Annotated in this window: 27 protein-coding genes and 2 tRNA genes; 14 read left to right on the top strand and 15 right to left on the bottom strand. The window is 76.2% G+C overall.

Annotated features, from left to right (window positions below; genetic code table 11):
- Window positions 1–84 precede the first annotated feature (84 nt).
- On the bottom strand, window positions 85–777 hold the full coding sequence (locus HDA33_RS00670; RefSeq protein ID WP_184169836.1) for a LuxR C-terminal-related transcriptional regulator: 693 nt from the start codon (window positions 775–777) through the stop codon (window positions 85–87).
- Complete coding sequence (locus HDA33_RS00665) at window positions 774–2,132, bottom strand: ATP-binding protein (protein ID WP_246416837.1); 1,359 nt, start codon at window positions 2,130–2,132, stop codon at window positions 774–776. Before HDA33_RS00665 ends, HDA33_RS00670 begins: the two co-directional genes overlap by 4 nt.
- A gap of 96 nt (window positions 2,133–2,228) precedes the next feature.
- Here HDA33_RS00665 and HDA33_RS00660 point away from each other — a divergent pair, with 96 nt between their 5' ends.
- The 4 genes from HDA33_RS00660 to HDA33_RS00645 all read left to right on the top strand — a co-directional run bounded on the left by HDA33_RS00660 (window position 2,229) and on the right by HDA33_RS00645 (window position 5,570).
- Window positions 2,229–3,302: a PspC domain-containing protein gene (locus HDA33_RS00660; protein ID WP_184169833.1), complete on the top strand. Its 1,074-nt coding sequence runs from the start codon at window positions 2,229–2,231 to the stop codon at window positions 3,300–3,302.
- 61 nt (window positions 3,303–3,363) lie between these two features.
- Window positions 3,364–3,627, top strand: a complete 264-nt coding sequence (locus tag HDA33_RS00655; protein WP_158494220.1) for a PspC domain-containing protein — start codon at window positions 3,364–3,366, stop codon at window positions 3,625–3,627.
- A gap of 150 nt (window positions 3,628–3,777) precedes the next feature.
- Window positions 3,778–4,809 (top strand): 6-phosphofructokinase, encoded by a 1,032-nt coding sequence (locus HDA33_RS00650; protein WP_184169830.1) that lies wholly within the window; start codon window positions 3,778–3,780, stop codon window positions 4,807–4,809.
- Complete coding sequence (locus tag HDA33_RS00645; RefSeq protein WP_184169826.1) at window positions 4,806–5,570, top strand: GNAT family N-acetyltransferase; 765 nt, start codon at window positions 4,806–4,808, stop codon at window positions 5,568–5,570. Before HDA33_RS00650 ends, HDA33_RS00645 begins: the two co-directional genes overlap by 4 nt.
- Window positions 5,571–5,617: 47 nt before the next feature.
- Here HDA33_RS00645 and ygfZ read toward each other — a convergent pair whose 3' ends face one another.
- The 3 genes from ygfZ to HDA33_RS00630 all read right to left on the bottom strand — a co-directional run bounded on the left by ygfZ (window position 5,618) and on the right by HDA33_RS00630 (window position 8,515).
- The gene (ygfZ, locus tag HDA33_RS00640) at window positions 5,618–6,844 is read right to left on the bottom strand and encodes a CAF17-like 4Fe-4S cluster assembly/insertion protein YgfZ (RefSeq protein WP_184169823.1); all 1,227 of its coding nucleotides are present in this window, start codon (window positions 6,842–6,844) and stop codon (window positions 5,618–5,620) included.
- On the bottom strand, window positions 6,841–7,521 hold the full coding sequence (locus HDA33_RS00635; protein WP_158494216.1) for a nitrobindin family protein: 681 nt from the start codon (window positions 7,519–7,521) through the stop codon (window positions 6,841–6,843). The genes ygfZ and HDA33_RS00635 overlap by 4 nt, the downstream gene beginning before the upstream one ends.
- 187 nt (window positions 7,522–7,708) lie before the next feature.
- Window positions 7,709–8,515, bottom strand: a complete 807-nt coding sequence (locus HDA33_RS00630) for a hypothetical protein (protein ID WP_221433025.1) — start codon at window positions 8,513–8,515, stop codon at window positions 7,709–7,711.
- A gap of 100 nt (window positions 8,516–8,615) precedes the next feature.
- On the opposite strand from HDA33_RS00630, the gene mshD reads away from it, so the two are divergent.
- From mshD to asd, 7 genes are all read left to right on the top strand, one after another.
- On the top strand, window positions 8,616–9,569 hold the full coding sequence (gene mshD, locus HDA33_RS00625; protein WP_184169817.1) for a mycothiol synthase: 954 nt from the start codon (window positions 8,616–8,618) through the stop codon (window positions 9,567–9,569).
- Between the two features lie 167 nt (window positions 9,570–9,736).
- Window positions 9,737–10,744: an NUDIX hydrolase gene (locus HDA33_RS00620; protein ID WP_184169814.1), complete on the top strand. Its 1,008-nt coding sequence runs from the start codon at window positions 9,737–9,739 to the stop codon at window positions 10,742–10,744.
- A 31-nt stretch (window positions 10,745–10,775) separates the two neighbouring features.
- Window positions 10,776–11,132 (top strand): GNAT family N-acetyltransferase, encoded by a 357-nt coding sequence (locus tag HDA33_RS00615; protein WP_017489718.1) that lies wholly within the window; start codon window positions 10,776–10,778, stop codon window positions 11,130–11,132.
- Window positions 11,133–11,192: 60 nt separating this feature from the next.
- The gene (locus tag HDA33_RS00610; RefSeq protein ID WP_184169811.1) at window positions 11,193–12,023 is read left to right on the top strand and encodes a thymidylate synthase; all 831 of its coding nucleotides are present in this window, start codon (window positions 11,193–11,195) and stop codon (window positions 12,021–12,023) included.
- Between the two features lie 22 nt (window positions 12,024–12,045).
- A complete protein-coding gene (locus HDA33_RS00605; protein ID WP_184169808.1) occupies window positions 12,046–12,606 on the top strand; it encodes a dihydrofolate reductase in 561 nt (186 codons plus the stop codon).
- 1 nt (window position 12,607) lies between these two features.
- On the top strand, window positions 12,608–12,838 hold the full coding sequence (locus tag HDA33_RS00600) for an NF038396 family protein (RefSeq protein WP_017488959.1): 231 nt from the start codon (window positions 12,608–12,610) through the stop codon (window positions 12,836–12,838).
- 10 nt (window positions 12,839–12,848) lie between these two features.
- Window positions 12,849–14,021 carry an aspartate-semialdehyde dehydrogenase gene (asd, locus tag HDA33_RS00595; RefSeq protein ID WP_184169805.1) on the top strand — a complete coding sequence of 391 codons (1,173 nt, stop codon included), beginning with the start codon at window positions 12,849–12,851 and terminating at the stop codon, window positions 14,019–14,021.
- Window positions 14,022–14,207: 186 nt separating this feature from the next.
- Here the strand turns inward: asd and HDA33_RS00590 are convergent, their stop codons facing one another.
- From HDA33_RS00590 to HDA33_RS00560, 7 genes are all read right to left on the bottom strand, one after another.
- Window positions 14,208–15,404 carry a UDP-N-acetylmuramate dehydrogenase gene (locus tag HDA33_RS00590; RefSeq protein WP_184169803.1) on the bottom strand — a complete coding sequence of 399 codons (1,197 nt, stop codon included), beginning with the start codon at window positions 15,402–15,404 and terminating at the stop codon, window positions 14,208–14,210.
- Complete coding sequence (locus HDA33_RS00585) at window positions 15,401–15,901, bottom strand: MaoC/PaaZ C-terminal domain-containing protein (RefSeq protein WP_184169800.1); 501 nt, start codon at window positions 15,899–15,901, stop codon at window positions 15,401–15,403. Before HDA33_RS00585 ends, HDA33_RS00590 begins: the two co-directional genes overlap by 4 nt.
- Window positions 15,901–16,350, bottom strand: a complete 450-nt coding sequence (locus HDA33_RS00580) for an FAS1-like dehydratase domain-containing protein (RefSeq protein WP_184169798.1) — start codon at window positions 16,348–16,350, stop codon at window positions 15,901–15,903. Before HDA33_RS00580 ends, HDA33_RS00585 begins: the two co-directional genes overlap by 1 nt.
- 40 nt (window positions 16,351–16,390) lie before the next feature.
- Window positions 16,391–16,699 carry a hypothetical protein gene (locus tag HDA33_RS00575; protein ID WP_184169795.1) on the bottom strand — a complete coding sequence of 103 codons (309 nt, stop codon included), beginning with the start codon at window positions 16,697–16,699 and terminating at the stop codon, window positions 16,391–16,393.
- A 96-nt stretch (window positions 16,700–16,795) separates the two neighbouring features.
- Window positions 16,796–16,869: transfer RNA gene (locus HDA33_RS00570), tRNA-Met, on the bottom strand.
- Window positions 16,870–16,929: 60 nt separating this feature from the next.
- Window positions 16,930–17,001, bottom strand: a tRNA-Thr gene (locus HDA33_RS00565).
- Window positions 17,002–17,089: 88 nt separating this feature from the next.
- A complete protein-coding gene (locus HDA33_RS00560; RefSeq protein ID WP_184169792.1) occupies window positions 17,090–19,372 on the bottom strand; it encodes a DEAD/DEAH box helicase in 2,283 nt (760 codons plus the stop codon).
- A 323-nt stretch (window positions 19,373–19,695) separates the two neighbouring features.
- Between HDA33_RS00560 and HDA33_RS00555 the strand changes: the two genes are divergently transcribed.
- The gene (locus HDA33_RS00555) at window positions 19,696–20,325 is read left to right on the top strand and encodes a hypothetical protein (protein ID WP_184169789.1); all 630 of its coding nucleotides are present in this window, start codon (window positions 19,696–19,698) and stop codon (window positions 20,323–20,325) included.
- Between the two features lie 86 nt (window positions 20,326–20,411).
- On the opposite strand, the gene HDA33_RS00550 is transcribed toward HDA33_RS00555, so the two are convergent.
- The 3 genes from HDA33_RS00550 to HDA33_RS00540 form a co-directional block, all read right to left on the bottom strand.
- The gene (locus HDA33_RS00550; protein ID WP_184169786.1) at window positions 20,412–21,620 is read right to left on the bottom strand and encodes an amidohydrolase; all 1,209 of its coding nucleotides are present in this window, start codon (window positions 21,618–21,620) and stop codon (window positions 20,412–20,414) included.
- A gap of 73 nt (window positions 21,621–21,693) precedes the next feature.
- Window positions 21,694–22,899 carry a cystathionine gamma-synthase gene (locus HDA33_RS00545; protein ID WP_184169783.1) on the bottom strand — a complete coding sequence of 402 codons (1,206 nt, stop codon included), beginning with the start codon at window positions 22,897–22,899 and terminating at the stop codon, window positions 21,694–21,696.
- Window positions 22,900–22,961: 62 nt separating this feature from the next.
- A complete protein-coding gene (locus HDA33_RS00540) occupies window positions 22,962–24,539 on the bottom strand; it encodes a pyridoxal-phosphate dependent enzyme (RefSeq protein WP_184173684.1) in 1,578 nt (525 codons plus the stop codon).
- A 135-nt stretch (window positions 24,540–24,674) separates the two neighbouring features.
- Here HDA33_RS00540 and HDA33_RS00535 point away from each other — a divergent pair, with 135 nt between their 5' ends.
- Both HDA33_RS00535 and HDA33_RS00530 read left to right on the top strand, forming a co-directional pair.
- On the top strand, window positions 24,675–25,703 hold the full coding sequence (locus tag HDA33_RS00535; RefSeq protein ID WP_184169780.1) for a DNA-3-methyladenine glycosylase family protein: 1,029 nt from the start codon (window positions 24,675–24,677) through the stop codon (window positions 25,701–25,703).
- A gap of 218 nt (window positions 25,704–25,921) precedes the next feature.
- The gene (locus HDA33_RS00530; protein ID WP_184169777.1) at window positions 25,922–26,386 is read left to right on the top strand and encodes a hypothetical protein; all 465 of its coding nucleotides are present in this window, start codon (window positions 25,922–25,924) and stop codon (window positions 26,384–26,386) included.
- Window positions 26,387–26,479: the final 93 nt, after the last annotated feature.

Below are 26,479 nucleotides of genomic sequence, written 5' to 3'. Positions count from 1 at the left end.
CGGCCGCGGGGGCCCGCGCGCATCCGGGGGCGTGACCTCCGGGGACGTGACGTCCGGGGCGGGGTGTCCGGAGCACAGACCCGCTCAGGCGTAGCCGCGGCGGGCGGCCCAGCGGGTGAGCTCGTGACGGTTGGACAGCTGGAGCTTGCGCAGCACGGAGGAGACGTGGGTCTCCACGGTCCGGTCCGAGATGAACAGCTCGGCGCCGGCCTCGCGGTAGGTGTAGCCGCGGGCGATCAGGCGCATCACCTCGCGCTCGCGCGCGGAGAGCCGGTCCACGTCCTCGTCGGGGACGGCGGGCGAGGCCGGCGCGGCGGGCGCTGCCTCCGGGGCCGCGGCGCCGCGGAAGGCGTCCAGCACGAACCCGGCCAGCCGGGGCGAGAACACCGCGTCGCCACCGGCCACGCGCACCGCGGCGTCCACGACCTCGGCCCCGGACGCCGTCTTGGTGATGTAGCCGCGCGCCCCCGCCCGGATCACCGCGACGACGTCCTCGGCGGCGTCCGAGACGGACAGCGCCAGGAACCGCTGCGCGGGCCGGCGGGCCAGCACCCGCTCGGCCACCTCGGCGCCCCCGCCGCCGGCGCCGCCGGGCAGGTGCACGTCCAGGAGCACGACGTCCGGGGCGAGCTCGAGGACCGCGCGGACGGCCTCGTCCACGTCCCCGGCCTCGCCCACGATCGCCAGGCGGGCGGGGTCCAGGTCCGCCCGGAGGCCGGAGCGGAAGATGGCGTGGTCGTCGACGATCACGGCGGTGCGGGGGGCGGGGACGCTCACGGACGCTCCCGGGCGGCGTGCGGGGGCACGCGGTCGGGTCGGGTCAGGGTCAGGTGCACCTCGGTGCCGCCGGGGCCGGAGCGGATCCGCGCGGCGCCGCCGGCGCGCTCCATGCGCCCGACCACGGACTCGCGGACGCCGAGGCGGTCCGCCGGGACGGCCCCCGGGTCGAAGCCGGGACCACGGTCCCGCACGAACACCTCGGCCACGGTCCGGCCGTCGTCGTCCTCGGCGACCTCGGCGAACACCTGGGCGTCGCCGGCGTGCCGGGCCGCGTTGAGCATCGCCTCCCGGGCCGCGGCGGTCAGCGGCTCCAGCCACGCCCCCGAGGCCTCGCCCACGGCCACCACCTCGACGCGGCGCCCGTGGGCGTCCTCGACGGCGGCGGCGTGCTCCCGCAGGGTGGCGGCCAGCGAGTCGTGGCCGCCGCGGTCGTCCAGGGCGAGGAACCGGCGCAGCTCGCGCTCCTGTGCACGGGCGGCCCGGGCGACGGCCTCGGGGTCGTGCGCGCGACGCTGGATCAGCGCCAGGGACTGCAGCACCGAGTCGTGCAGGTGGGCCGCGATCTCGGCCCGCTGGGCCTGCACCGCGAACGCCGTGCGCTCGGCGTCGCGCCGGCGCAGCCAGGACAGCGCGTAGGGCATGGCCACCATCGCGACGCCGGCGATCAGGGCGACGGCGACCAGCAGCCCCAGCCACAGGTCCCCCGAGGTCACGCCGCCGAGGACGATCGCGAGCACGGCGAGCAGCACGAGCGCGGTGCCGAGCGCCAGGCGGACGACCCGGCCCACGCGCCCGGCGGGCGGGCCCCCGGCCAGGTCGAGCTGCATCCAGGCCAGCCCGAGCCCGATCACGAGCACCGCCACCGGCCCCACGAGGGCCCAGTCCACGGCGAGCCCCAGGCCGTCCGCGACCGTGATCACGCCGACGCCGAGCACCACGGCCGCCAGCAGCACCGGCCAGCCGCCCTCGCGCACCCGCTCGAGCACCTCGGGGGCGCGCCCGCGCAGGCTCGGCGCCTCGCCGGTCGGCGCGCCGTCCGCGCCCTCCTCGGGCATGAGCAGCCACAGCCAGACGTAGAGGGCGAGCCCGGCGCCGCCCGCGAGCGCGAGCACGGCGAACCCGGCCCGCGCCGTGCGCGGCGACAGGCCCAGGTGGCGAGCCACGCCGGCGGCGACGCCGGAGACCGGCCGGTCCGCACGGTGGCGCATCAGCGGGGCGCGGGTTCCGGACGCGCGGGCTTCGGACGTCCGGGGGCCGGCGCCGATCGGGCGCGTGCGCGCGTCGTCGGCCGCGGCCGCGCGCGGCCCAGCGCGGCCGGAGGGCGCGGACGGGGGCACGGCGGAGGCGGGCATGCCCCCATCCTGCCGCGTCCGGGCGCGGGGCACATCCGGGGAGCGCTCCGGGACATCCCGGATGTGCCGGACGCCGCCGGAGAGCAGGATGGGGGCATGCCCATCGATCCGGACCCCCTCGCCGTCCCCCGCCCCTCCGACGCCGCCACGCCCCTGGCCGGCTCCTCCACCGCGGGGGCCGGCGGGCCCGACGGGTTGCACGCCCTGCCCTCGTGGCTGCGCCGCGCGGTCCAGGCCTGGGGCGTGCGCCGCTCGGACTCCTCGTGGGTGGGCGGTGTCCTCGCGGGCGTGGCCGAGCGCTATCGGGTCGACCCGCTGCTCGCCCGCGGCGTGTTCGTGGCCCTCTGCGTGGTGTCCGCCGGGTTCGGCCTGCTCGCCTACGCCGTGGCGTGGGCCCTGCTGCCGGACGGCGACGGCACCGTGCACTACGGCCGGCTGCGCCGGGGCGAGTGGCAGGACGCCACCGTGGCCATCGCGGTGATCGGCGGGATCGGCGTCCTCAACGTCGTGCTCGGCGCGGGGTTCACCCTGCTGGCCCCCGTGGTGGGCGGCCCTGGCTCGCTGCTGGGCCTGGCCGCCGTCGCCGTCCTCGTCTGGTGGCTCGTCACCCGCTGGGACGGCAGCACGCAGAGCCGCGTCGGCCCGGCGCCCGCGTCCGAGCCGGAGGCCTCCGGGCGCGCCGCCGCCCGACCGGCCTGGTACCTGCGCCGCGACGACGCACGGGCCGCGGCCTCGAGGCAGGACGCGCACGGCTTCCGCGCGGACTGGCTCGACCCGGAGACCGGCACCTGGCGATCCCCCGTGCACTCCCGTGAGCTCCGGGCCGCCGCCCGCCTGGCCGAGGAGGAGCAGGCCGCCGCGGCCGGCCCGTCCGGCCGCGGATCCGCCGTCGTCGCCGCCCCGCGGCGCCTGTCCCCCGCCGTGCAGGCCGTGACGTACGCCGTCGCCGCCCTCGCCGCCGCGGCCGCCGTCGGCGCCTCGCTGCTCCTGGGCGTGGGCTCCCTCACCCTCCTGGCCGTCCCGGCGATCGTCGCCGCCCTGGCCGTGCTCGCCCCCGTGATGCTCGCGGCCCTCCTCACCGGCCGGCGCCCCGGCTCCCTGGCCCCGGCCAGCGGCATCCTCGTGGGCGCCGCGGCCCTCCAGGTCGCCGTCGCCGTCGCCGTCCTCTGAGCCGGCCCGCCCCCTCCGCCACCGATCCGCCGAGATCCGACCCCCACCGAAAGGGCACCCCATGACCGCCCGACGCGGCCCCCTCACCCCGTTCTTCGACTCCGTCCGCACCACCGGCTTCCGCCGCACCCGGCCCCGCCTCGTGGGCGGCGTCGCCGCCGGGATCGCCTCCGGCACCGGCGTGAACGTCTGGCTCGTCCGCCTCGCCCTCGTGCTGGCCGGCCTGCTGCCGGTGCTCGGCGTGGGCGCCTACCTGGCGGTCTGGGCCCTGACCCCGTGGGAGGACGGCACCGTCCCGGCCGAGCGCGCCCTCGGCGGACGCTGACCCCGCAGCCGCCGCCCGCCCGCCGCCGGACCGCACCCGCCGCATCGCATCCAGCGACACGGCGGGTGCGGTCCGCCGTATCCTGACGCGGCCCGCCGCCCGCGCCTAGGCTGGAGCCGAACCCCGTCAAGACCGTTCGAGAGGACACCCATGCGCGTCGGAATGCTCACCTCCGGGGGCGACTGCCCCGGCCTCAACGCCGTCATCCGCTCCGCCGTCCTGCACGGCATCAAGACGTACGACATGGAGATGGTGGGCATCCGCAACGGATGGTCCGGCCTGATCAAGAAGGACGTCGAGGAGCTGCCCCGCACCCGAGTGCGCGGCCTGGCCCGCAACGGCGGCACCATCCTGGGCACCTCCCGCACCCACCCCTACGACACCGAGGGCGGCGGCCCGGAGAACATGCGCCGGAACATGCGCGAGCTCGGCCTGGACGCCGTGATCGCCATCGGCGGCGAGGGCACCCTCGCCGGCGCCAACCGCCTCGCCGCGGACGGCCTGCCGATCGTGGGCGTGCCCAAGACCATCGACAACGACCTGCGCGGCACCGACTACACGTTCGGCTTTGACACGGCCGTGCAGATCGCCACCGACGCCATGGACCGCCTGCGCACCACCGGCGAGTCCCACCACCGCTGCATGGTCGCCGAGGTCATGGGCCGCCACGTCGGCTGGATCGCCCTGCACTCCGGCATGGCCGCCGGCGCCCACGCCATCCTGATCCCCGAGGTCCGCACCCCCATGGAGCAGGTGGCCGAGTGGGTCAAGCAGGTGCACGACCGCGGCCGATCCCCCCTCGTGGTGGTCGCCGAGGGGTTCATCCCCGAGGGCCACGACGACCCGCTCTCCGAGGCCGGCGTCGAGAACTCGGGCCGGCCCCGCCTCGGCGGCATCGGCGAGTGGGTGACCCGGGAGATCGAGGCGATGACCGGCGTCGAGACCCGCAACACCGTGCTGGGCCACATCCAGCGCGGCGGGGCGCCCACCGCCACGGACCGCGTGCTCTCCACGCGGTTCGGCATGGGCGCCGTGGACCTGGCCGCCCAGAAGCGCTGGGGGCAGATGGTGGCGGCCAACGGCACGGACATCATCTCGATCCCCATGAGCGCGGCGCTCAAGGGCCTCAAGGAGGTCCCGGTGGCGCGCTACGACGAGGCGAAGGTCCTCTTCGGCCGGTGAACGGCGCCCCGTCCTTCGCCGGCGTGCTCGCCCTCGGGCTGGCGCGCCGGCTCGGCCTGCCCGACACCGCCCTGCTGCCCGACGACGACGGCGCCGCCGAGCCGCGCCGCCTCGAGGCGGTCCGCGAGGACGCCGCCGAGGCGGAGGTGCTCGCCCTGCCCTGGGCGACCGTGGTGGCCGGTCCCGCCTGGTTCGCGGCCGCCTGCCGGGACGTGCCCGCCGAGGTGCTCGGCGTGGAGTCCGCGCTGCTGCGCACGGCCGCAGGCGCGGCACCCGGCGCCGGGTCCGGCGGCGGGGCGGCCGTGCGTTCCCGCGGCGAGTTCACCCTGTACGCCGCCGAGGAGCCCCCGGTGCTGGAGCCCTCCCGGTCCGTGGCCGTCTCCGAGGACCCCGCCCACGCGCTCGCCGTCGCGGCGCAGGCGCCCGCGGACGACCTGGCCGAGGCGGCCGCCCAGGCCTGGACCTCCTCCGCGTCACTCGTCCCCGACGACGGCGCGGGACACGGCCTCGAGGCGCCGGTCGCCGCGGCGGGCCACCGTGTCTCGGGCGGCATCCTCGCCGAGCTGGGCGTGCTCACAGTGCCCCGGCTGCGCGGCCACGGGCTCGGCCGCTACGCGGCGGCCGTGGCGATGGACCGCGCCGCCCTGGAGGGCCTGCTGCCCGTGGCCCACCTGCGCGCCGGCCACCCGGCCGCGCACCACGTGGCGATCGCGGTGGGGCTGGAGCCGGTGGGATCGCGGACGGTGCTCGCGCTCGGCTGAGCCGGCGCGGACGGCGCGGCCGCCCGGCTCAGCGCCGACGGCGCGGCTCAGCGCAGCCGGCCGACGCCGCGGGGACGCCCCACGACCTGGCCGGCCTCCGGGGAGACCAGCGGCTCCTGTGCGGCGGCGATCCAGCCGGTCTCGGCGGCGTCCGCCGCGTCCCCGGCCTCGGCGTCCCCGGTCAGGTCCTCGCACACGAGCAGCTCGGCGTCCAGGGGGACGGAGCGCTTGAGCAGGGCCAGGGCCACGGCACCGGCCTCGTGGTGCTGGGCCGAGGAGGTCACGGCGCCCACGGGGCGCGCGGCCGCGCGGGCCTGCGGCGTGTCCTCGGCGGGGCGGAGGATCACCGGGGCGCCGTGCGGGGGCAGGGCGTGCACGGAGCCGTCCAGCATCAGGCGGGTGAGGCGGCGGGGCGGGCGGCCGAGGTTGTGCACGCGCGCCACGGTCTCCTGGCCGCGGTAGCAGCCCTTCTCCAGGTGGACGGCGGTGCGCAGCAGGTCCAGCTCGTGCGGCAGGGCTCGCTCGTCCACGTCCGTGGCCATGCGGGGCCGGCCGGCCTCGATGCGCAGGGCCTCGGCCGCCGTCGTGCCGGCCAGGGACCAGCCCTCCAGCGCGCCCGTGCCGAGCGTGCGGACGGTGGCCTCGAGATCGGCCCGGGTGACGAGGTGCTCGCGCCAGCTCCAGTCCGCGCCCGGGTGGGCCTCGGGGCGCGGGTCCGCGGTGTAGGCCCAGCCGCCGACGCCCACGTGCGGCCACGGGTCGACCCAGACGGTGCGGTCCTCCCAGCCGGGCACGGGGACGGTGGAGCCCACGACGGCGACGGCGCCGGTGTGGTCGCGCAGCGTCACCTGGTGGGAGAAGCGCATGGACGCGAGCCATGCGGCGAGGCCGGGGCCGTCCTCGCGGTCGGTGAGGAGCCAGGCGGCGGCGCCGTCCTCGAGCAGGTGGGCGGCGTGCTCGATGCGCCCCTGGGCGTCGAGGAAGAGGATCTCCGTGCTGGTGCCCGCCGGCAGGTCCGCCACGTGCTGGGTGCCCAGGGTGTGCAGCCAGGTCAGGCGGTCCGGGCCGGAGACGGACAGCACGGCGCGGTGCGAGAGGTCCACGAGCGCCCGGCCGCGGGCCAGCGCGCGTTGCTCCGGCAGCGGGCGGCCGTAGTGGGCGGCCACGCCGGCGTCCGGGCCGACGCCCTCGACGGCGCCGCCCGCCGGGCCGTGGGGCTCGGCGGACGCGAGGTCCAGCAGGAGGCTGCGCGGGGCCGACTCGGCGCCGGTCACGGACGCTCCCCCGGCTCGGCCCCGCCGGCGCCGCGGGGCCGCGGAGCGCCCGGGGCAAGCCGGCCCTCGGACTCGCTCGGCATGCGGTCCAGGATGGCGGAGGCGTGGGCTTCCAGCTCGGCGCCCTCGGAGCCGGAGGAGTCCCAGCGCCAGAAGAGCTGGCCGTTGACGAGCCCGGCCATGCGGGTGGCCCGGTGGTAGTCGCCGGCGGCCGAGCCGCGCAGCACCGCGTCCGTGACCAGCTGCAGCTGCGGGCCCTTGATGCGGCCGTAGTACAGCTCGGCCAGGGAGCCCGGGTGCGTGATGGTGGCGGTGATGCCGAAGCCCTCGTCTCCCGCGCGCAGGCTCTCCACGTCCTCGGCGGAGCGGAACGCGGGGACGATGTCCGCCGGGCGCATGCCGGGGCCGACGTCGCCGTCGCGGCGCTCCCGGTCCACCTGCCAGAAGCCGGACTCGACCGTCAGCGGGCGCAGCAGTGTGCCGTCCGCCTCGCAGAGCCACGACTCCGCGCGGTACTCCACGAACGGCAGGCCGTGCTCCGTGAAGTCCACGCGCTGGTAGAAGATCTCGGTGCCGTCGGAGCCGTCGCCGAGACGGCCCTGCCCCTCCCAGCTGCCGATGAGCCAGGACAGGGGCGCGAGCTCCGGGGTGAGGTCGTACGGGAGTTCAGTCGCCATGAGGGATCACGGCGCGGCCCGCGTGCGGGCCGCGCGTGGTCAGCGCTGGCCCTTGAACAGCCCGCCGACGACGACGGCCGCCACCGCGGCCATGCCGAGGCCGGCCAGCACGACGAGGGCCAGGAAGAAGATCTCGAGCGCAAGAAGGGTATCCATGCGCGCCATCCTACCGAGTGGGGCGCCCAGGTCAGGCCAGGAAGCCCACCATGACGTGCGCCACCACGCCGGCCGCGCCCACGGGGGCCAGCGCCAGGGCGTAGCCGGCGCGCCGCGGGCGCAGGGTGGTGCCCACCGGGCGGTCCTCCGGCCGGGGCCGGGCGGACGGGGCGGTGGCCGCGGTGAGCGAGACCAGCGTGGCGACGGCCACGACCGCGGCCACGACGGCGGCGCGGTCCTGCGGGCCGACGCCCAGCAGCGCCGAGACGGGCCACGCGAGCAGCGCGCCGAGCGGGACGACTACGAGGGCGAGCACGCCGGGGCGGCCCTGCACGCCCGGAATGAGGCCGATGAGGGAGAACGCCGCGACCGCGATCGCCAGGGTCAGGACGAGGCCCGCCACGGCCGGCGCGTCGGTCCAGCGGGAGACCGCCACCCAGCACGCCGTCATGACGGCGATGAGGCCGCCGCCCATGGTGGCCACGGTGGACTCCAGGCGCAGCGGGCGGCCGGTGCCGCGCACGAGCTGCACCACGAACGAGGCCATGGTGCTCCAGGCCAGGGCGACGGCGAGGGGCTCGAACAGCGTCCACGCGCCGCTGCGCCCGTCCTCGATCGGGGGCCACAGCAGCATGAGCAGGACGGCCACGAGGCCGACCGCCGCCAGCGTGACGCTGAGCGAGAGGCGGGCGGGGGCGCCCATCTGCCGGGGCCAGCCCCACGCGATCACGAGGATCACGGCCATGGCGGCCACGGCGGCGGGGACGGGGCCGAGGAGGGTGGCGCCGCCGAGCACCAGGGCGGCGACGGCCGCACTCAGGGCCATGGACAAGCGCATCACGCCGCCTATCCTGCCAGGTGCGGCGGCGCGGGGCCCGGACCGGCGCCGGCGGCGCGCGACTCGCGGGCCGCCGCGGGCCTTTCGTAGGGTGAGGCGCATGGCCGAGAACCCCGTCCCCGCGACCCCGACCGATCCCGCCGCCCCGCGCGTGTCCGAGCCCCGACCCGACGAGGTGGACGCGGTCCTCGCGCTGGCCGACCGGGCGCAGGCCGCAGACGGCCATCCCCCGCTCTCGGACCAGACGCGCGTGGTGCTCGCCCGGGGCCGCCAGCGGTGGTGGGGCGTGGTCCGGGAGGCGGACGGGAGCGTCAGCGGCGCGGCCGTCCTGGCGCCCGAGGGCGGCGAGGACTCCGGCTCCGTGCTCGAGCTCGTCGTGGACCCCGAGGCCCGGCGCGCGGGCCGCGGCGCCGCCCTGGCCGACGCCGCCGCCGTCCGCGAGCGCGGGCTGGAGTCGACCACCAGCGTGTGGGCGCACGGCATGCTGCCGGGCTCGGACGCCCTGGCCCGTCGGCACGGGCTGGAGCCGGTGCGCGAGCTGCGCCGCATGCGCCTGCCGCACGAGGCCCTCGCGGACCTGCCGCAGCCTCAGCTGGCCGACGGCGTGGCCCTGCGGGGCTTCGTCCCCGGCCGGGACGAGCAGGCCTGGCTCGACGCGAACGCCGCGGCCTTCGCCGACCACCCGGAGCAGGGCGGGCTGACCCGCGCCGACCTCGAGGACCGCATGGCCGAAGACTGGTTCGAGGCCGAGGGCCTGCTGCTGGCCGTACGCGAGGAGGACGACGCCCTGCTCGGCTTCCACTGGACCAAGGTGGAGCCGCAGGCGGGCCCGGGCCCGCGCGTCGGGGAGGTCTACGCCGTGGGCGTCACCCCGGCGGCCCAGGGCCTCGGCCTGGGCCGGGCCCTGACCCTGGCGGGGCTGCACCGGATGGCGGGGCAGGGCGTCGACGTCGTGGACCTGTACGTGGACGCGGACAACGCCGCCGCGGTGCGCCTGTACGAGTCGCTGGGCTTCGGGCTGTTCGCCGCCGACGCCCAGCACCGCCGCCCCTGACCGCGCCGCCTCGGCCCGCCCCCGACCCCTGACCGGCGCCTCCGACCCCGCGGCGGGCGCGCCCCGCGGTGCTCGTATCCTGGTGGGGCCGGCGCCGGGCCGGCACGGTCCGCGCGGCGCCCCCGCTCCGGCCGTGGAGCCGCCGCATCCCGAGAGGAACGAGCCCCATGCCCTCGACCCCCACCGAGCGCGTCGCCCGCTGGTCCACGGAGGACCGGGCCGCGGACGGCCCCCGCGCCGAGGTGCTGGCCGCGGGCGTGGTGCCCTGGCGCCGCACCTCCGGCGGCGGCCTCGAGGTGCTGGTGATCCACCGCCCCCGGTACGACGACTGGTCCTGGCCCAAGGGCAAGCTCGATCCCGGTGAGACCCTGCCCCAGTGCGCCGTCCGGGAGCTGCGCGAGGAGGTCGGGCTCGCCCTGCGCCCTGGCATCCCGCTGTGCGTGACCGAGTACGAGATCAACGGCAAGCGCGGCGCCCGGCTCACCAAGGAGGTCTGGTACTGGGCGGCCGACGCCGGCGCGCAGCGCGCCGTGCCGGACGGGGACGAGGTGGACGAGGTCCGCTGGGTGCGCCCCGAGGAGGCCGAGGCCCTGCTGACCAACGAGACGGACCGCGAGCCCCTCGAGCTGCTCGTGCGCGCCGACTCCCGCGGCCGGCTGAGGACCCTGCCGCTGCTCGTGCTGCGCCACGCCAAGGCGAAGCCCCGCTCCTCCTGGTCCCGTGCCGAGCAGGAGCGGCCGCTGGCGGCCACCGGGCGGCGCCAGGCGCTCGCCGTCGAGGGGCTCGTGGCGGCCTGGGCGCCCGACCGCCTCGTCTCCTCCCCGTGGCGGCGCTGCGTGGAGACCCTCGCCCCGCTCGTGAAGTCCAGCCGCCTGCCACTGAAGACCAAGGGCGCGTTCACGGAGACCGCCGCCAAGGAGAATCCCAAGAAGACGCGCAAGGCGATGCACGAGCTGCTGGGCCGCCAGCGCGCCCAGGTGGTGTGCACCCACCGGCCGGTGCTGCCGGTGCTGTTCGAGGTGGTCGAGGACGCCGCCGCGCGCCGCCAGGAGCGCGTCCTGCGCGCGCTGCCGCGCGAGGACCCGTGGCTGCGCCCCGGCGCCGTGCTCGTGGTGCACCGCTCCCTCGACGGCGACGTGGTCGCCGTGGAGGCGTACGACCCCTGGGACGATTGAGCCCGTCCGCCTCCGGGCCTAGGCTCGGTGCATGGAGAACACCGCCGCGAAGAGCCAGCCCGAGAAGATCGTCCACGAGCGCCTGAAGGTGACCCGCGACCCGGACCGCGAGCGCTTCGAGCTGCGCCAGGACGGGACGTTCATCGGCTTCCTCGGCTACGCCCAGGAGACCGTCCCCGGCCCGGACGGCGAGGACCGGACGGTCGTGCGGCTGCAGCACACGATCATCGACGAGGCCCACGGCCGGAAGGGCTATGCGCGCGCGCTCGTCACCATGGTGCTGGACCGCCTGCGTGCCGAGGGCGACTCCATCGTGCCCGAGTGCTCCTACGTGGAGGACTACCTGCGCCGCTACCCCGAGTACCAGGACATGGTGTTCAACGGCTGACGGGTCGACGGCGGCGGGGCGCCGTGGACGACGTCCTCGACGTCCGCCGCGCTCGGTAGAGTGGAGCGGGTGAGCATCCCCACCCCCTATGAGGACCTCCTCGCCGACGTGATGGCGAACGGCGCCGTGAAGTCGGACCGCACCGGCACCGGCACCCGCAGCGTCTTCGGCCGGCAGATGCGCTTCGACCTGTCCCGCTCCTTCCCGCTGATCACCACCAAGCGGGTGCACTTCAAGTCCGTGGCCCTCGAGCTGCTCTGGTTCCTGCGCGGCGACTCCAACGTGCGCTGGCTCCAGGAGCGCGGCGTGACCATCTGGGACGAGTGGGCGGACGAGGACGGCGAGCTCGGCCCCGTCTACGGCGTCCAGTGGCGTTCCTGGCCCACGCCGGACGGCGGGCAGATCGACCAGATCGCCAAGGTCGTGGAGTCGATCCGCACGAACCCCGACTCGCGCCGCCACCTCGTCACCGCCTGGAACCCCGCCGAGGTGGACGCGATGGCCCTGCCCCCGTGCCACGCGCTGTTCCAGTTCCACGTGACCCCCGGCGTCGACGGCGCCCCCGGCACGCTCTCCTGCCAGCTCTACCAGCGCTCCGCGGACCTGTTCCTGGGCGTCCCGTTCAACATCGCCTCCTACGCGCTGCTCACCGTGATGGTCGCCCAGCAGACCGGCCTCACCCCCGGTGAGTTCGTGTGGACCGGCGGGGACTGCCACATCTACGCCAACCACGAGGACCAGGTGCGCGAGCAGCTCTCCCGCGAGCCCTACCCGTACCCGCGGCTGCGGCTGCGGCGCACCCCCGCGTCGATCTTCGACTACGACTACGAGGACTTCGAGGTCCTCGACTACCGTCACCACCCCACCATCACGGCGCCGATCGCCGTCTGAGCCGAGGATGCGCAGCGACCCCATGAGCCGGGCCACCCGTCCCACCGAGCCCGTGATCGCCATGATCTGGGCCCAGACCCCCGAGCGCGTCATCGGCCTCGACGGCACCATGCCGTGGCACGTCCCCGAGGACCTCGCGCACTTCCGGGCCCACACGCACGGCCACCCCGTGATCATGGGACGGCGCACCTGGGAGTCCTTCCCCGCCCGGTTCCGCCCGCTGCCCGGGCGCACCAACATCGTGGTCTCCCGCACCCTGACCGCCACCGAGGAGGCCGGCGCGGAGCTGCGGGCCGCGGGCGCCGTCGTCGTCCCGGACTTCGGGGCGGCCCTGGCCGCCGCCGCCGAGGCCGACGGCTGCGACACCGTGTGGGTGATCGGCGGGGCCACCCTCTACGAGCAGGCCCTCGACGTGGCCTCGCGGGCCGAGGTGACCGTGATCGACGCCGACGTCGACGGCGACACGCACGCCCCGGTCCTGGACCCCCGCTGGCGGCGCACCGCCGTCGACCCCGCCCCCGACGCGTGGCTGGACTCCGCCTCCGGCCCGCGCCACCGCTTCGAACGATGGGAACGCGACTGACATGGCCCCGACCGACCCCCAGGACCGCCTCTTCACCCCGCAGGCGGTGACGTTCCTCGCGCTCGTCGCGTGCCCCGTGCTCGCGTTCGTCTGCGCGGTGATGGGCCTGATCCTCGTGCTGCAGGGCAAGACGATCGCCGGGCTCGTGTTCCTGATCGTGCTGACGCAGGTGTTCGCGGTGGGCGGTCTCATCGCGTGGAACAAGCGGAAGCGGGCGCAGCAGGGCCGGTAGCCTGGAGGGCATGACCTCCGCCGCCCCCTCCCCCGTCACCGCCCCCGACGCCGCCGCCGTGCCCACCGTGGGCCTGATCGGCTGGCGCGGCATGGTGGGCTCGGTCCTCATGCAGCGCATGGCCGAGGAGGACGACTTCGCCCGCATCCGGCCCGTCTTCTTCTCCACGTCCAACGCCGGCGGCCCCGCCCCGACGTTCGAGGGCGTGCCCGGCGACGCCGGCCCGCTCCAGGACGCGTACGACCTGGACGTGCTCGCTTCGCTCCCCGTGATCGTCACCGCGCAGGGCGGCGACTACACGAAGGACGTCTACCCGCGGCTGCGCGCCGCCGGCTGGGACGGGATCTGGATCGACGCCGCCTCCACGCTGCGCATGGAGGACACCTCCGTGATCGCGCTGGACCCCGTGAACCGCTCCGTGATCGACGCGGCGCTGGCCTCCGGCGTGAAGGATTTCATCGGCGGCAACTGCACCGTCTCCTGCATGCTCATGGGCCTCGGCGGCCTGTTCAAGTCCGGCCTCGTGGAGTGGGGCACCGCCATGACGTACCAGGCGGCCTCCGGCGGCGGCGCGCGCCACATGCGCGAGCTGCTCACCCAGTACGCGGACCTCGGCGGCGTCGTGCGCGACGAGCTGGCCGACCCGGCGTCGGCGATCCTCGAGATCGACCGCAAGGTGCTCGAGCTGCAGCGCGGCGGCCTGGACGCCACCCAGTTCGGCGTCCCGCTCGGCGGCTCCCTCATCCCGTGGATCGACTCGGACCTGGGCAACGGCGTCTCCCGCGAGGAGCAGAAGGCGTTCGACGAGACCAACAAGGTGCTCGGCCTGCGCGGCGAGGACCGGATCGCCTTCGACTCGCTGTGCGTGCGCATCGGCGCCATGCGCTCCCACTCGCAGGCCCTCACGCTCAAGCTGACCCGGGACGTGCCCCTGGACGAGGTCGAGCAGATCATCGCCGAGGACAACGAGTGGGTCCGCCTCGTGGCGAACACGAAGGAGGCCTCGGTCGCCGAGCTGACGCCCATCGCGGCCACCGGCACCCTGCAGGTCCCCGTGGGGCGCCTGCGCAAGCTCAACATGGGCCCCGAGTACCTCTCGGCCTTCACCGTGGGCGACCAGCTCCTGTGGGGCGCCGCGGAGCCCGTGCGTCGCATGCTGATGATCGCGACCGGGAACCTCTGACCGCAGCGCCTTCGTGCGGGAGACGGGAGGGACCGAGGTCGGTCCCTCCCGTCTCGCGTTCCCCGGCGCGCCCGAAGGCTCCCGTTTCCCGCACGAAAGCGAGCGTGAAGGCTCCCGTCTCCCGCACGAAAGTGCCCTTGAAGGCTCCCGTTTCCCGCACGAAAGCGGCGGGGCGGGGCGGTGGGGTCAGAGGCTCGTGCCGATGATCATCGGCTCGGGGTGCAGGTCGACGCCGAAGCGCGCCTTCACGCCGTCGCGCACGGTGCGCGCGATCATCAGGACGTCCTCCGTGGACGCGTCCCCGCGGTTGGTCATGGCCAGCGTGTGCTTCGTGGAGACCGACGCGCGGCCCCCGGCCAGTCCGGCCCCGTCCGCGCCGCGGCCGTCCGGGCCGCCCTCGCGCGGCGCCACGTCCGGCAGGCCGAAGCCCTTGGCGAAGCCCGCGTGGTCGATCAGCCAGGCCGCCGAGAGCTTGACGAGCTCGGTGCCGTCCGCCGCCCGGCCCGCCGCAAACGCCGGGGCGCCCTCGGGCAGGGAGGCCCGCACGGCGGCCGGCACGATCGGGTTGGTGAAGTAGCTGCCCGTGGACCAGGTGTCCGGGTCCTGCGGGTCCGAGACCATCCCCTTGGCGGCGCGCAGGGCCAGCACCTCGCGACGCACCACGGCCAGCGGGGCGTGCGTGCCCTCCGCCACGTCCAGCGCGGAGGCCAGCTGCCCGTAGCGCACGGGGGCGGTGGGCTCGGCGGCCCCGGAGGCGCGGCGCAGCCGCACGTCGATGGAGAGAACGATCCAGCGCGGGCTGGGGGCCCCGGTCTCGAGCATGGAGCGCTTGATGATCGAGTCCCGGTAGCCGAACTCCAGCTCCTCGGCGCCCAGCTCCACGACCTGCCCGGCCTCGCGGTCCCACGCGCGCAGGGACACGAGCACCTGGGACACGTCCGCCCCATAGGCGCCCACGTTCTGCACGGGGGTGGCGCCGGCGGATCCGGGGATCCCCGAGAGCGCCTCGATCCCGACGAGGCCGTGCTCCACGGTCCACGCCACGGCGTCGTCCCACGGGTGGCCGGCGGCCACGCGCACGACGACGGCCTCGCCGGCCCGGTCCCCGCCGGCGGCAGAGTCCTGGTCGTCCGCGTCGCCCTCGCGAGCCTCGGCGCCCTCGCGGACCTCGATGCCCTCGAAGGCGAGGCGGACCACGGTGCCGGGGAAGCCGGCGTCGGCCATCAGGGTGTTCGAGCCGCCGCCGAGCACGAACAGCGGCTCACCGGCCGCGTCGGCGGCGCGGACGGCCTCGATCGCCTCGGACTCGGTGCGGGCGGTCACCCAGGCGCGGGCGGGGCCGCCGACGCGCGTGGTCGTGTGCTCGGCCAGCCGCTCGCTCACGCGGACTCCCCCGCGGCCGGGGCGGGCGTGGCGAGGCGGACCACGGCCTGCGCCTTGGTCAGCACGCGCGGCTTCTCCGCGTCCGGGTTGGTGACGTCCAGGTCGATGCGCACGGTGCCGGCGGCCTCGTCCACGGCGCCGACCTTGCCGACCACCTGCAGCGTCGCGCCGGGGACGGGCGCGCCGTCGTCGCCGGTCTGCCCCGTGGTGTCCGCGACCGGCACCATTCCCGTGAAGCGGGTCTGGTAGTCGACGACGGCGCCCGGGTCCCCGGCCCAGTCGGAGACGAGCTGCAGGGCCGCGCCCATGGTGAGCATGCCGTGGGCGATGACGCCGGGCAGGCCCACGCGCTCGGCGAAGGACGGCGACCAGTGGATGGGGTTGTGGTCCCCGGACGCGCCGGCGTAGGCCACGAGGTCCGCGCGCGTCAGCGGCACGGTGCGGCTGCCGATCGTCTCGCCCTTGGTCAGCTCGGACAGGCGGGGGGCGGTGCTCATCAGGACCCCTCTCCCCGGACCAGCAGGGTGGACGTGACGGTGGAGACGGGCGCGCCGTCCGCGTCGGCGATCTCGGTGACGGTGGTGACCATGTCATTGCCGCCGAGCGACTTCACGGAGGCGATCCGCACCGTGGCCACGACCTCGTCCCCCGCCACGAGCGGGCGGTGGTGCACGAAGCGCTCGTCCGCGTGGACCACGCGGGAGAAGTCGATGCCGACCTCGGGGTCGTCGACCGCGGCCGCCTCGGCGCGCTGGGCGATCACGACGGCGAAGGTCGGCGGGGCGAGGAGGTCGGCGTGGCCGAGGGCGCGGGCCGCCTCCACGTCATGGTGGGCGGCGTGCTGCGCCTGCACGGCGGAGGCGAAGGCGCGGACCGCCTCACGGCCGACCTGGAACGGGGGCGCGGGCGGATAGCTCCGCCCGGCGACGTCGGGGTTCACGCTCAACTCGGGCCTCCTGCGGGACGGTTCTCGACTGCCGTCCAGCCTAGCGGCCGGGGGGCCGCTGCCCCTGACGTCGCGCGGCCTGGCGGAAGCGCACCATCTGCGCGCTCAGGTGCACGACGACGCCGAGCCCCAGGACGCCCAGCGCGAACCAGGAGACGGTGAGCTGCGACGTCGTGGCGCCCACCACCGCCAGCACGATGCCCACCAGGAACAGCGCCGAGCCGGTCAGGACGAGCGCCCGGTAGAGGGAGGAGCCGTTCTCCCACGGGGAGACGAAGCCGGCGCGCTGCGGCCCCGTGGAGGGGCCGCGGTCGCGGCGGCGCTGCGAGGAGGGGCGGTGCGAGGACATGCCCGCCAGGCTACCGGGCGGGGGCGGGGCCGGAGGCCCGGGAACGCGGAAGGACCCGGCCCCTCCGAAGAGGTGACCGGGTCCTTCCGTCTGCGGTAGCGGCGGGGGGACTCGATCCCCCGACCTCACGATTATGAGTCGTGCGCTCTAACCAGCTGAGCTACGCCGCCACGACATGAGAACGCCCGCTCTCACGGTTTTCACGCCGCGAGGGCGGGCTCTCATGTCAGAGCCCCGACCGGGAATCGATCCCGGGACCTCCATCTTACCAAGATGGCGCTCTACCACTGAGCTATCGGGGCAACGAGGTGAGACTCTACCAGGGCTTCCCGGCCGATGCAAAATCGGCGTCGGGACGGGCCTCCGGCGTCGTCCGCACCCCTTCAGAGGTCAGCGACGCGGGCCGCGGTCGCTGCGCTCCTGGGCGCCCCAGCGGGGCTTGCGGCCACCGGCCTTGCCGCCGCGGAAGCCGCCCCGCTCGTCGCGGTCCTTGCGGAACCCGCCGCGGTCCTCACGGTCCTTGCGGAAGCCCCCGCGATCGCCGCGGTCCTCACGGTCCTTGCGGAAGCCACCACGGTCCTCGCGGTCCTTGCGGAAGCCACCGCGATCGCCGCGGTCATCACGGTCGCCGCGGAACCCGCCGCGCTCCTCGCGGTCGCCGCGGAAGCCGCGCTCGTCGCGGTCCTTGCGGAACCCGCCCCGGTGGCCGCCGTGGCCGCCGCGCTCGCCGCGGTCCTTGCGGAAGCCGCCGCGGCGCTCGTCCCCGTCGCGCTCGGCGCGGGTCGGGCGGCCGGTGTCCTTGCGCAGGCCCAGCCGGCGGCCGCTGATCTCGATGTTCGCCGCGGCCTCGAGCTGGGCCGGGGTGAGGTCCGCGGGCAGCTCGACGAGCGAGTGGTTGCCGCGCAGGTCGATCGCGCCGATGGCCGAGGCGGGCAGGCCCACCTCGTTGGCGAGCGCGCCCACGATGTTGCCCGGGCGCACGCGGTCCTGGTGCCCGACGGCGATCCAGTACGTGGCGTTGCCGGCGGCGGGCTCGCGGGCCGGGCCACGCGAGCCGCGGCCGTCCGCGGTGCCGCGCTCCCGGCCGCCGTCACGGCCGCCGTCTCGCTCCTTGCGGCCCCGCGGGCCGGTGGGGATCTCCTGCTCCTTGGCCAGCAGCGGGCGGCCGCCCTGGGCCATCATGCCCAGGGCCGCGGCCACGCGGGACGGCTCGGCGTCGTGCTCCTCGACGTACGCGGCCACGATCTCGCCGAACACGGCCAGCTCCTCCTCGGAGGAGCGCTCGAGGGTGCGGGTGATGCCGTCGGCGAAGCGGCGCTTGCGGGCCGCGTTGACGTCCTTCACGGCCGGCACCGCCATCTCCTCGACCTGCTGGCGGGTGGTGCGCTCGATCTGCTTGAGCAGGAAGCGCTCGCGCGGGGTCATGAACAGCACGGCGTCGCCCTGGCGCCCGGCGCGGCCGGTGCGGCCGATGCGGTGCACGTAGGACTCGGCGTCCTGCGGGATGTCGTAGTTGACCACCAGGGAGATGCGCTCCACGTCCAGGCCGCGGGCGGCCACGTCCGTGGCCACGAGGATGTCCACGCGGCCCGCCTTGAGGTCCTCCACGGTCTTCTCGCGCTGCTTCTGGGCGATGTCGCCGGAGATGGCCACGGCCTTGAACCCGGCGCGGTTGAGCTTCTGAGCGAGCTCCTCGGTGCCGGCGCGCGTGCGCACGAACGCGATCACGCCGTCGTGGTCCTCGGTCTCGAGGATGCGGGTGAACGCCTCCAGCTTCCACTGGTGGCCCACCTGCAGGTAGCGCTGGCGGATGGTGGCGGACGTGGTCGACTGGCGGGCGACGGCCACCTCCTCCGGTGCGTTCAGGTACTGCGCGGAGATGCGGCGGATGGCCGGCGGCATGGTGGCGGAGAACAGCGCGGTCTGCTTCGTGTCCGGGGTGGAGGCGAGGATGCGGTCCACCTCCTCGGCGAAGCCCATGCGCAGCATCTCGTCCGCCTCGTCCAGCACGAGGGTCTGCAGGTCGGACAGGTCCAGGGAGCCGCGCTCGAGGTGGTCGATCACGCGGCCCGGCGTGCCCACCACGACCTGGGCGCCGCGGCGCAGGCCGGCCAGCTGCGGGCCGTACGGGGAGCCGCCGTAGACGGCGAGCACGGAGACGTCCTCGAGGTGCTTGGCGTAGCTGTCGAAGGCGTCGGCCACCTGGAGGGCCAGCTCGCGGGTCGGGGCGAGCACGAGCACCTGCGGGGTGTCCGCGCGGCCGTTGACGTCCGCGGTCTCGGCCAGGCGGGCCAGCGCCGGCAGGGCGAAGGCGCCGGTCTTGCCGGTGCCGGTCTGCGCCAGGCCCACGACGTCGCGGCCGTCCAGCAGCAGCGGGATGGTCGCCTCCTGGATCGGCGAGGGGCGGGTGTAGCCCAGGTCCTCGACGGCGGCCAGCACGCGGGCGTCCAGGCCGAGGTCCAGGAAGGTGGGGCCGACCGGCTCGGCCGGGGCCTCGGGCTCCTCGGCGGTCTCGGCCTCGGGGGCGGAGTCGGTCTCGGTGGCCGCGGCGGCGGTCTCGGGGGTCTCGGCCTCGGGGGCGGCGGCCTCGGCGGCCTCCTGGCGGGCCTCGGCGAGCTCGGCGGCGTCGACCTGGGCCTCGGGCGTGGTCTGGGGAGCGAGGGCGTCAGACATGGGAGTCCTCCTGTGGGGATGCGCGGGCGCACGCCGAAGGACGTCGGTCGCGGGTCGACGTCGTGGGGCGCAGGGGCCAGCTGGGTCAGATGATTCCGTCCACCCGGCAAGCCCCCGAGGACCACGACGTTCGTGGCCCGCACACACATCTGCACAGACATCTGCAGTTCCGGCGTGGCACACGCGTCCACGCTCACTCATCACAGGGGGAGAGACCGGATCCGGTCGGACCAGTCTACGGCACCGGCGCCGCCCGGCCCCGGGCGCCGGGTGTGCGTTCGCACACCCCTGCCCTGCCGCAGCCGGCGCGCTAGGCTCGGCGCGTGCCCCCGAACAGCGAAGACCGTCCCCTCGCCCGCGGCCTCGGCCGGGCCGCCGGCCGCGCCGCCCGGTCCTTCCAGGAGAGCCAGAGGGCGGACGACGCGCGGCTGCGCGCCGAGCGCGCCCGTCTCGCCGCCGAGGACGAGGAGCGCCTGAGCCGCCGCCGCGAGGACCGCGAGCGCGGCCTGGCCGAGCGGGACGCCGTCGAGTCCGACGCCGGGCTCGTGCACCCGCTGCTGCGGATCGCCCGGATGTACTGGCTGGCGCTGACCGTGGTGCTGGCCGCCGTCGCCGGGGCGTTCGTGTGGAACGGGATGCGCGCCCGCGAGAGCGGCGAGCCCGTGGTGGACCCGCTGACCGGCATCGAGTCGGTGGGCGTCCTGGGCGGGGCGACCGGCCAGTTCACCATGGGCGTCACCGTCGCGCTGTTCGCCGCGGCCGCCCTGTGGGGCTGGATCGGCCTGCTGCGCCGGCGCCGGTCCGCGATCGGCACCCTCACGTTCATCGCGCTGCTGCTGGCCGCGCCCGCGTTCCTGCGGGCCAACGGCCTGCTGATCGTCCTCGCGGTGATCATGCTCGTGGGCGCGGCGCTGCTGTGGCTGCCGCCCGTGCGCTCGCGCCTGCGCCGGTGACCCCCGACGGCGCTGACGCCCGGCGCCGCTGACCCCCGACGGCGCTGACCCCGGCGGCGCCGCCCGCACCGCCGGGGCGCCCGGCCTCAGTCCTCCACGGGGCGGGCGGAGGCCACCACGGGGCGGGCCGTGGCGAGGTCGTACTCCATCACGCAGCGCCCGCCGATCCAGACCCGCAGCGCCCGCTGCATCACGTCCAGCGGGTCCCCGGACCACAGCACGAGGTCCGCGTCCTTGCCCATGGCCAGCGAGCCGATGCGGTCCTCGAGGCCCAGCACCTTGGCCGGGTTCAGGGTGATGGCGCGCAGCGCGGTCTCCGGGTCCAGGCCCTCCTTCACGGACAGGGCCGCCTGGTAGACGAGGAAGTCGATGGGGATGACCGGGTGGTCCGTGATGATGCTGATCTCCACGCCCGCGCGGGCCAGGCGGCCCGGGTTGCGCATCGAGCGGCCGCGCAGCTCCGGCTTGGACTTCGTGGTGAACAGGGGGCCGATGAGCACGGGCACGCCGCGGTCGGCGAGCAGGTCCGCCACGGGGTGGGCCTCGGTGCCGTGGTCCAGCACGAGCTCGTAGCCGAACTCGTCCGCGATCCGCAGCGCCGTGGCGATGTCGTCCGTGCGGTGGCAGTGCTGCCGCCACGGGATCTCCCGCCGCAGCACCTTGCCGAGCGCCTCCATGTGCGGGTCCTTCGTGAACGGCTTGCCCTCCCGCTCGGCCTCCTCCTGCCGGGCCAGGTACCCCTGGGCCTTCAGGAACGCCTCGCGGATCACCAGCGCGGTGCCCAGGCGGGTGGAGGGGGTGCGGCCCTTCTCCTTGTACACGTTCTTGGGGTTCTCGCCGAGGGCCGACTTCACGCCGGAGGGGCTGCGCAGCACCATCTCGTCCACGGTGCGCCCGTGGGTGTGCAGGGCCACGGCCTGCCCGCCGATGGGGTTGCCGGAGCCGGGGTTGACGTTCACGGTGGTGACGCCGCCGGCCAGGGCGTCGCGCCAGCCGGGCTCGTTGGGGTCCACGGCGTCGATGGCCCGCACGCCGGCCATGACGGGGTCCGTCATCTCGTTGACGTCCGAGGTGGTGCCGACCTCGCCCTCGGCGTGCATGCCCAGGTGGACGTGGGCGTCCACGAAGCCGGGCAGCAGCCACTTGCCCTCGCAGTCCACGACGTCGGCCCCCTCCGGGGCGGCGACGTCCGGGCCGAGGGCGGTGATCCTGCCGTCCTCGACGATCAGGGCGCCGTCGAAGGGCGCGGACTCGACGGGGACGACGTGGGCGTTGACGAAGGCGATGACGGTCATCACCCCAGGCTACGACGGCGCCGCGCACTGCCGGGGCAGGCGCGGCGCCGTCGTCGTCGGGCGTGGGGACGGGTCAGCCGGCGAGGGCCTCCAGGGCGTGCTCGAGGTCGGCCACGAGGTCCTCGGCGTCCTCGATGCCCACGGACAGGCGCAGCAGGTCGTCCGGGACGGCCAGCTCGGTGCCGGCCACGGAGGCGTGGGTCATCTCCGCCGGGTAGTTCATGAGCGACTCGATGCCGCCCAGGGACTCGGCCAGCTGGAACAGGCGGGTCGACTCGGCGACCGTGCGGGCCGCCGCGGCGCCGCCGGCCAGGCGGAAGGAGACCATGCCGCCGAAGCCGCGCATCTGGCGCGCGGCCAGCTCGTGGTCCGGATGGTCCGGCAGGCCCGGGTACAGCACCTGCGTGACCTCGGGCCGGCCGGCGAGCCACTCGGCGACGGCCTGCGCGTTGGCCTGGTGGCGGTCCATGCGCACGCCGAGGGTCTTGAGGCCGCGGGTGGTCAGGTAGGCGTCCCACGGGCCGTTGACGGCGCCGGCCGCGAACTGCTGGAACTGCACCTGCGCCCCAAGCTCGGGGTCCTTGATCACCAGGGCGCCGCCGATGACGTCCGAGTGGCCGCCGATGTACTTGGTGGTGGAGTGCACCACCACGTCCGCGCCGAGGGCCAGCGGGGTCTGCAGGTACGGGGTGGCGAAGGTGTTGTCCACCACGAGCAGCGCGTCGTGGCCGTGCGCCACCTCGGCGATCGCGGCGATGTCCGAGACCTTCATGAGCGGGTTGGACGGGGTCTCGAGCCAGACCATCACCGGGCCCTGCGCGGCCGCGGACTCGACGGCGGCGGCCACCTTCGCGGTGTCCCCCATGTCCACCACCGCGTGGCGGATCCCCCACTTGGCCAGGACCTTGGAGATCAGGCGGTAAGAGCCGCCGTAGACGTCGTTGCCCATCACGATCGTGGTGCCGGGCTCGGCGGCGCCCATGATCAGGGCGGTCTCCGCGGCGAGTCCGGAGGCGAAGGTGAGGGCCAGGGCGTGCGGCGTCCCGTCCTCCCCCACGCCGGCCTCGAGGGCGGCCAGCTGCGTCTGCAGGGCGTCGCGGGTCGGGTTGGTGCCGCGGCCGTAGTCGTAGCCGCGGCGCAGCTCGCCCACGCGCACGGGCGCGTAGGTGCTGGAGAGGTGGACGGGCGGGACGACGGCCCCGTACACCTCGTCCAGGTCCTGGCCGGCGTGGACGGCGCGGGTGCCGAATCCGGCGGGGCGCTGCTCGTGCGTGGTCATGCGGTTCTCCTTCCGCGCGCCGGCGGGCGGCGCGTCTGACGACTTCTTCGGCGGGGCGGGTCTCAGGCGGTCACGTGGGCGAGCACGTCATGCAGGGTGACGACGCCGGCCACACGGCCGGCCGAGAGCACCAGCAGGGTGGGGTCCTGGGCGAGGCGGCGGGCGACGGCGCGCAGCGGGGTGCGGGCGCCGATGCACGGCAGCACCGGGCCCATGGCCTCGGCCACGGGGGTGCCCGGGTGCACCCGTCCGGCCGCGAGCGCCTCGCCCAGCGCGGCGGCGGACACGGTGCCGCGGACCTCGCCGATGCGCAGGTCGTGACGCGGCTCGACGACCACGGGCAGAGCGTCCACGCCGTAGCGGTTCATGGTGGCCACGGCGTCCGCCACCGAGGTGGTGGGCGAGGCGGTCACGAGGGTGGGCACGGAGCCCGGGAACAGGTCCGCCTTCTCGGCGAGCAGCTCGCCGGCCGTGGCGGCCCAGCGGTCCGCCTCGGCGGGCGCGTCCGCCGCCTGCCCGGCGTCGGCGCCGGCCGCGGCGTCGGCCTGCTCGAGCGCCTCCACCGGCGTGCCGGCGCCGCCGGCGGCCCCCTGCGCGCCGTCGTCGTCCGCCTCGGGCGCCGCCGAGCGCGTGCGGCCGCGGGCCCACTCCGGCAGGACCGTGTCCTGGACGTCGTAGTCGAAGCCGCGCTCGTCCATCCACGGGTCGTTGAAGATCTTGGCCAGGTAGCCGCGGCCGGAGTCCGGCAGCACGATCACCATGACGTCCTCCGGGCCCAGGTCCCGGGCGGCGCGCAGGCCGGCGACGACGGCCAGGCCGGAGGAGCCGCCCACGAGCAGGCCCTCCTCCGCGGCGAGGCGGCGGGTCATGGCCAGCGCCTCGGCGTCCTCCACGGCGATGACCTGGTCCGGGACGGCGGGGTCGTAGTTGTCCACCCACATGTCCTCGCCGACGCCCTCCACGAAGTAGGGCCGGCCGGTGCCGCCGGAGTAGACGGAGCCGCTCGGGTCCGCGCCGATCACGCGCACGGGGCCGGACTCCCGGTCCACCGAGACCTCCTTGAGGTAGCGGCCGGTGCCGGTGATGGTGCCGCCGGTGCCCGCGCCGATCACCACGTGGGTGACGCGGTGCGCCGTGTCCTCCCAGATCTCCGGGCCGGTGGTCTCGTAGTGGGAGGCCGGGGCGGCCGGGTTGAAGAACTGGTTGGGCTGGTAGGCGCCGGGGATGTCCCGCTCGAGGCGGTTCGCCACGCCGTAGTAGGACTCCTCGGACTCGGGGGCCACGGAGGTGGGGGTCACCACGATCTCCGCCCCATAGGCGGTGAGCACGTCCCGCTTCTCCTGGCCCACCTTGTCCGGGGTCACGAACACGGTGCGGTAGCCCTTCAGCTGGGACACGAGCGCCAGGCCGACGCCGGTGTTGCCCGAGGTGGGCTCCACCACGGTGCCGCCGGGGGCGAGCTTGCCGGCCTTCTCGGCGTCCTCGATCATCTTCAGGGCGATGCGGTCCTTCACCGAGCCGCCCGGGTTCAGGTACTCGACCTTGACCAGGACGGTGGCCTCGATGCCCTCCGTCACGGAGTTCAGCTTCACGAGCGGGGTGCGCCCGATCAGCCCGAGGACGTTCTCGGCGTACTGCATGGGCTGCGCGGGGGTGGGCGCGGAGGTCTGTTCAGTCACCCGCCCCACGCTACGCGAGCCCCCGGACCCGTCAACGGCGGCGCGGACACGCGGGGCAACGGGAGGGCGTCCGGGCCCGGGTGTACGGTGCGGGGCATGAGAGCCCCGGACGCCGTGCGCCGCGTGCGCGTGCCCGTGCCCGTGGACGTCCCGCTCACCCTGCGCCCCCTGCAGCGCGGCGCGGCCGACCCCACGGTCCGCGCCGTCCCGGAGGGCGTCTGGCTCACCCTGCGCGTGCCCGATCAGGGCGCGCCCGCGGGCTCGCCGGGCCGGCCGACGTCGCTGCTCGTCTCCGGCGCGCGGGAGGCGGCGGGGCCCGGGACCGTGGTGACGGCGCGCGCGTGGGGCCCGGGGGCGCGGGCCGCGGTGGCGTCCGTGGAGCGGCTGCTGGGCGTGGACGACGCCGGCTGGGACGCCTTCGACGCGCTGCTGCACCCGGACTCGTCGGCCCCGGCGCTGCCGCGGCACGTGCGCGAGGCGCGGCGCACGCGAGCCGGGCTGCGCCTGCCCGCGGCGGGGGCGCTGTCCGGGCAGCTGATCACCGTGGTGCTCGAGCAGAAGGTCACCCACGACCAGGCGCGGCACGGCTGGCGCACCCTCGTGCGGCTGGCGGCACGGATCGACGACGACGGCCCCGCCCCCGGCCCGGTGCCCGCCGGCATGCTGCCCCCGCCGAGCCCGGCCGCGGTGCTGCGCATCCCCTCGTGGGACTGGCATGCGCGGGCCTGGGTGCAGCCCGCCCAGTCCCGCACGGTGCTCGAGGTGGCCCGGCGGGCGGCGAGCATCGACCGGCTCGGGGCGGCGGTGGCGCCCGGGGACACGGCGGGGATCGCGGCGCTGGCCCGGCGGCTGGAGTCGCTGCCCGGGATCGGCCCCTGGACCACCGCCGAGGCCCTGCAGCGCAGCCACGGGGCCGCGGACCTCGTGGCCGTGGGCGACTACCACCTTGCCCAGTTCGTGGGGCAGGTGCTCACCGGCCGTCGCACCGACGACGCCGGGATGCTGCGCCTGCTCGAGCCGTGGGCCGGGCACCGCCAGCGCGTGGTGCGGATGATCGGCCTCTCCGGCGAGCGCAAGCAGGCCTTCGGCCCGAAGCTCGCGCCCGCCGACCACCGGGGCTACTGACGGCCGGGCCCGGTTTGCGCAGCGCCGGGTGGACGCCGGGCCGCGTGGGCGCCGTGCCCGCCGCTCCTGCACAGCCGACCGCTCCCCCGCGCGTCGTCCCCAGCGAACCGGCCCCGCCCCGGCCGCGACGGGGCCCGTTCCTAGGGTGGGCGGTGCCGCGCCGGCCGGTGCGGCGACCGCGGGGCCGCACCCGGTCCCCGACCGTGGAGGAGACCGCCATGACCACCGCCTTCGAGCCCCGCCCGCACACCGGCCTCGCCCCGCGCGAGCCGGAGCCGCACGGCCCCGGGACCCCCGGCCCGCTGCGCCCGGGCGTGCGCGGCTCCGTGCTCATCGTGTCCGAGCACCCCGACCCGGACGCGGCCATGCGGCACGCGATGGCCTGGATCACGGCCTTCGAGGACGACTGCGGGCTCGTCCTGGACGCGGACGGCACCGAGCTCTACGCGGTGGGTCTCGCCGGGGAGCTGGGCGCCTCCCTGCGCCGCAGCCCCGGCGTGGCCGAGGACGGCACCCCCACGGACACCTCGGAGTTCGTGGACGCGATCCTCACGGGCGGCGTGTGGCGCCTGCGGGAGCCCGACGCGCGGGCGTGGTCCACGGCCTATCGCGCCGCGATCCTGGGCGCGGCCCCGCACGCGGTGTGCACCGTGTGGGACGTGCTGCCGCTGCCGGCGGCGTGAGGGCGGGGCCGGCCGGGGGCGTGAGGGCGGGGCCGGCCGGGGGCGCGGCAGGGCGGGCGGCCGTCCAGCAGGCACGGGCGCGTCCGAGGGCCC

The sequence above is a fragment of the Micrococcus endophyticus genome, from assembly GCF_014205115.1.
GTDB lineage: Bacteria > Actinomycetota > Actinomycetes > Actinomycetales > Micrococcaceae > Micrococcus > Micrococcus endophyticus.
This window is presented reverse-complemented; position numbering and strand designations above follow the sequence as displayed.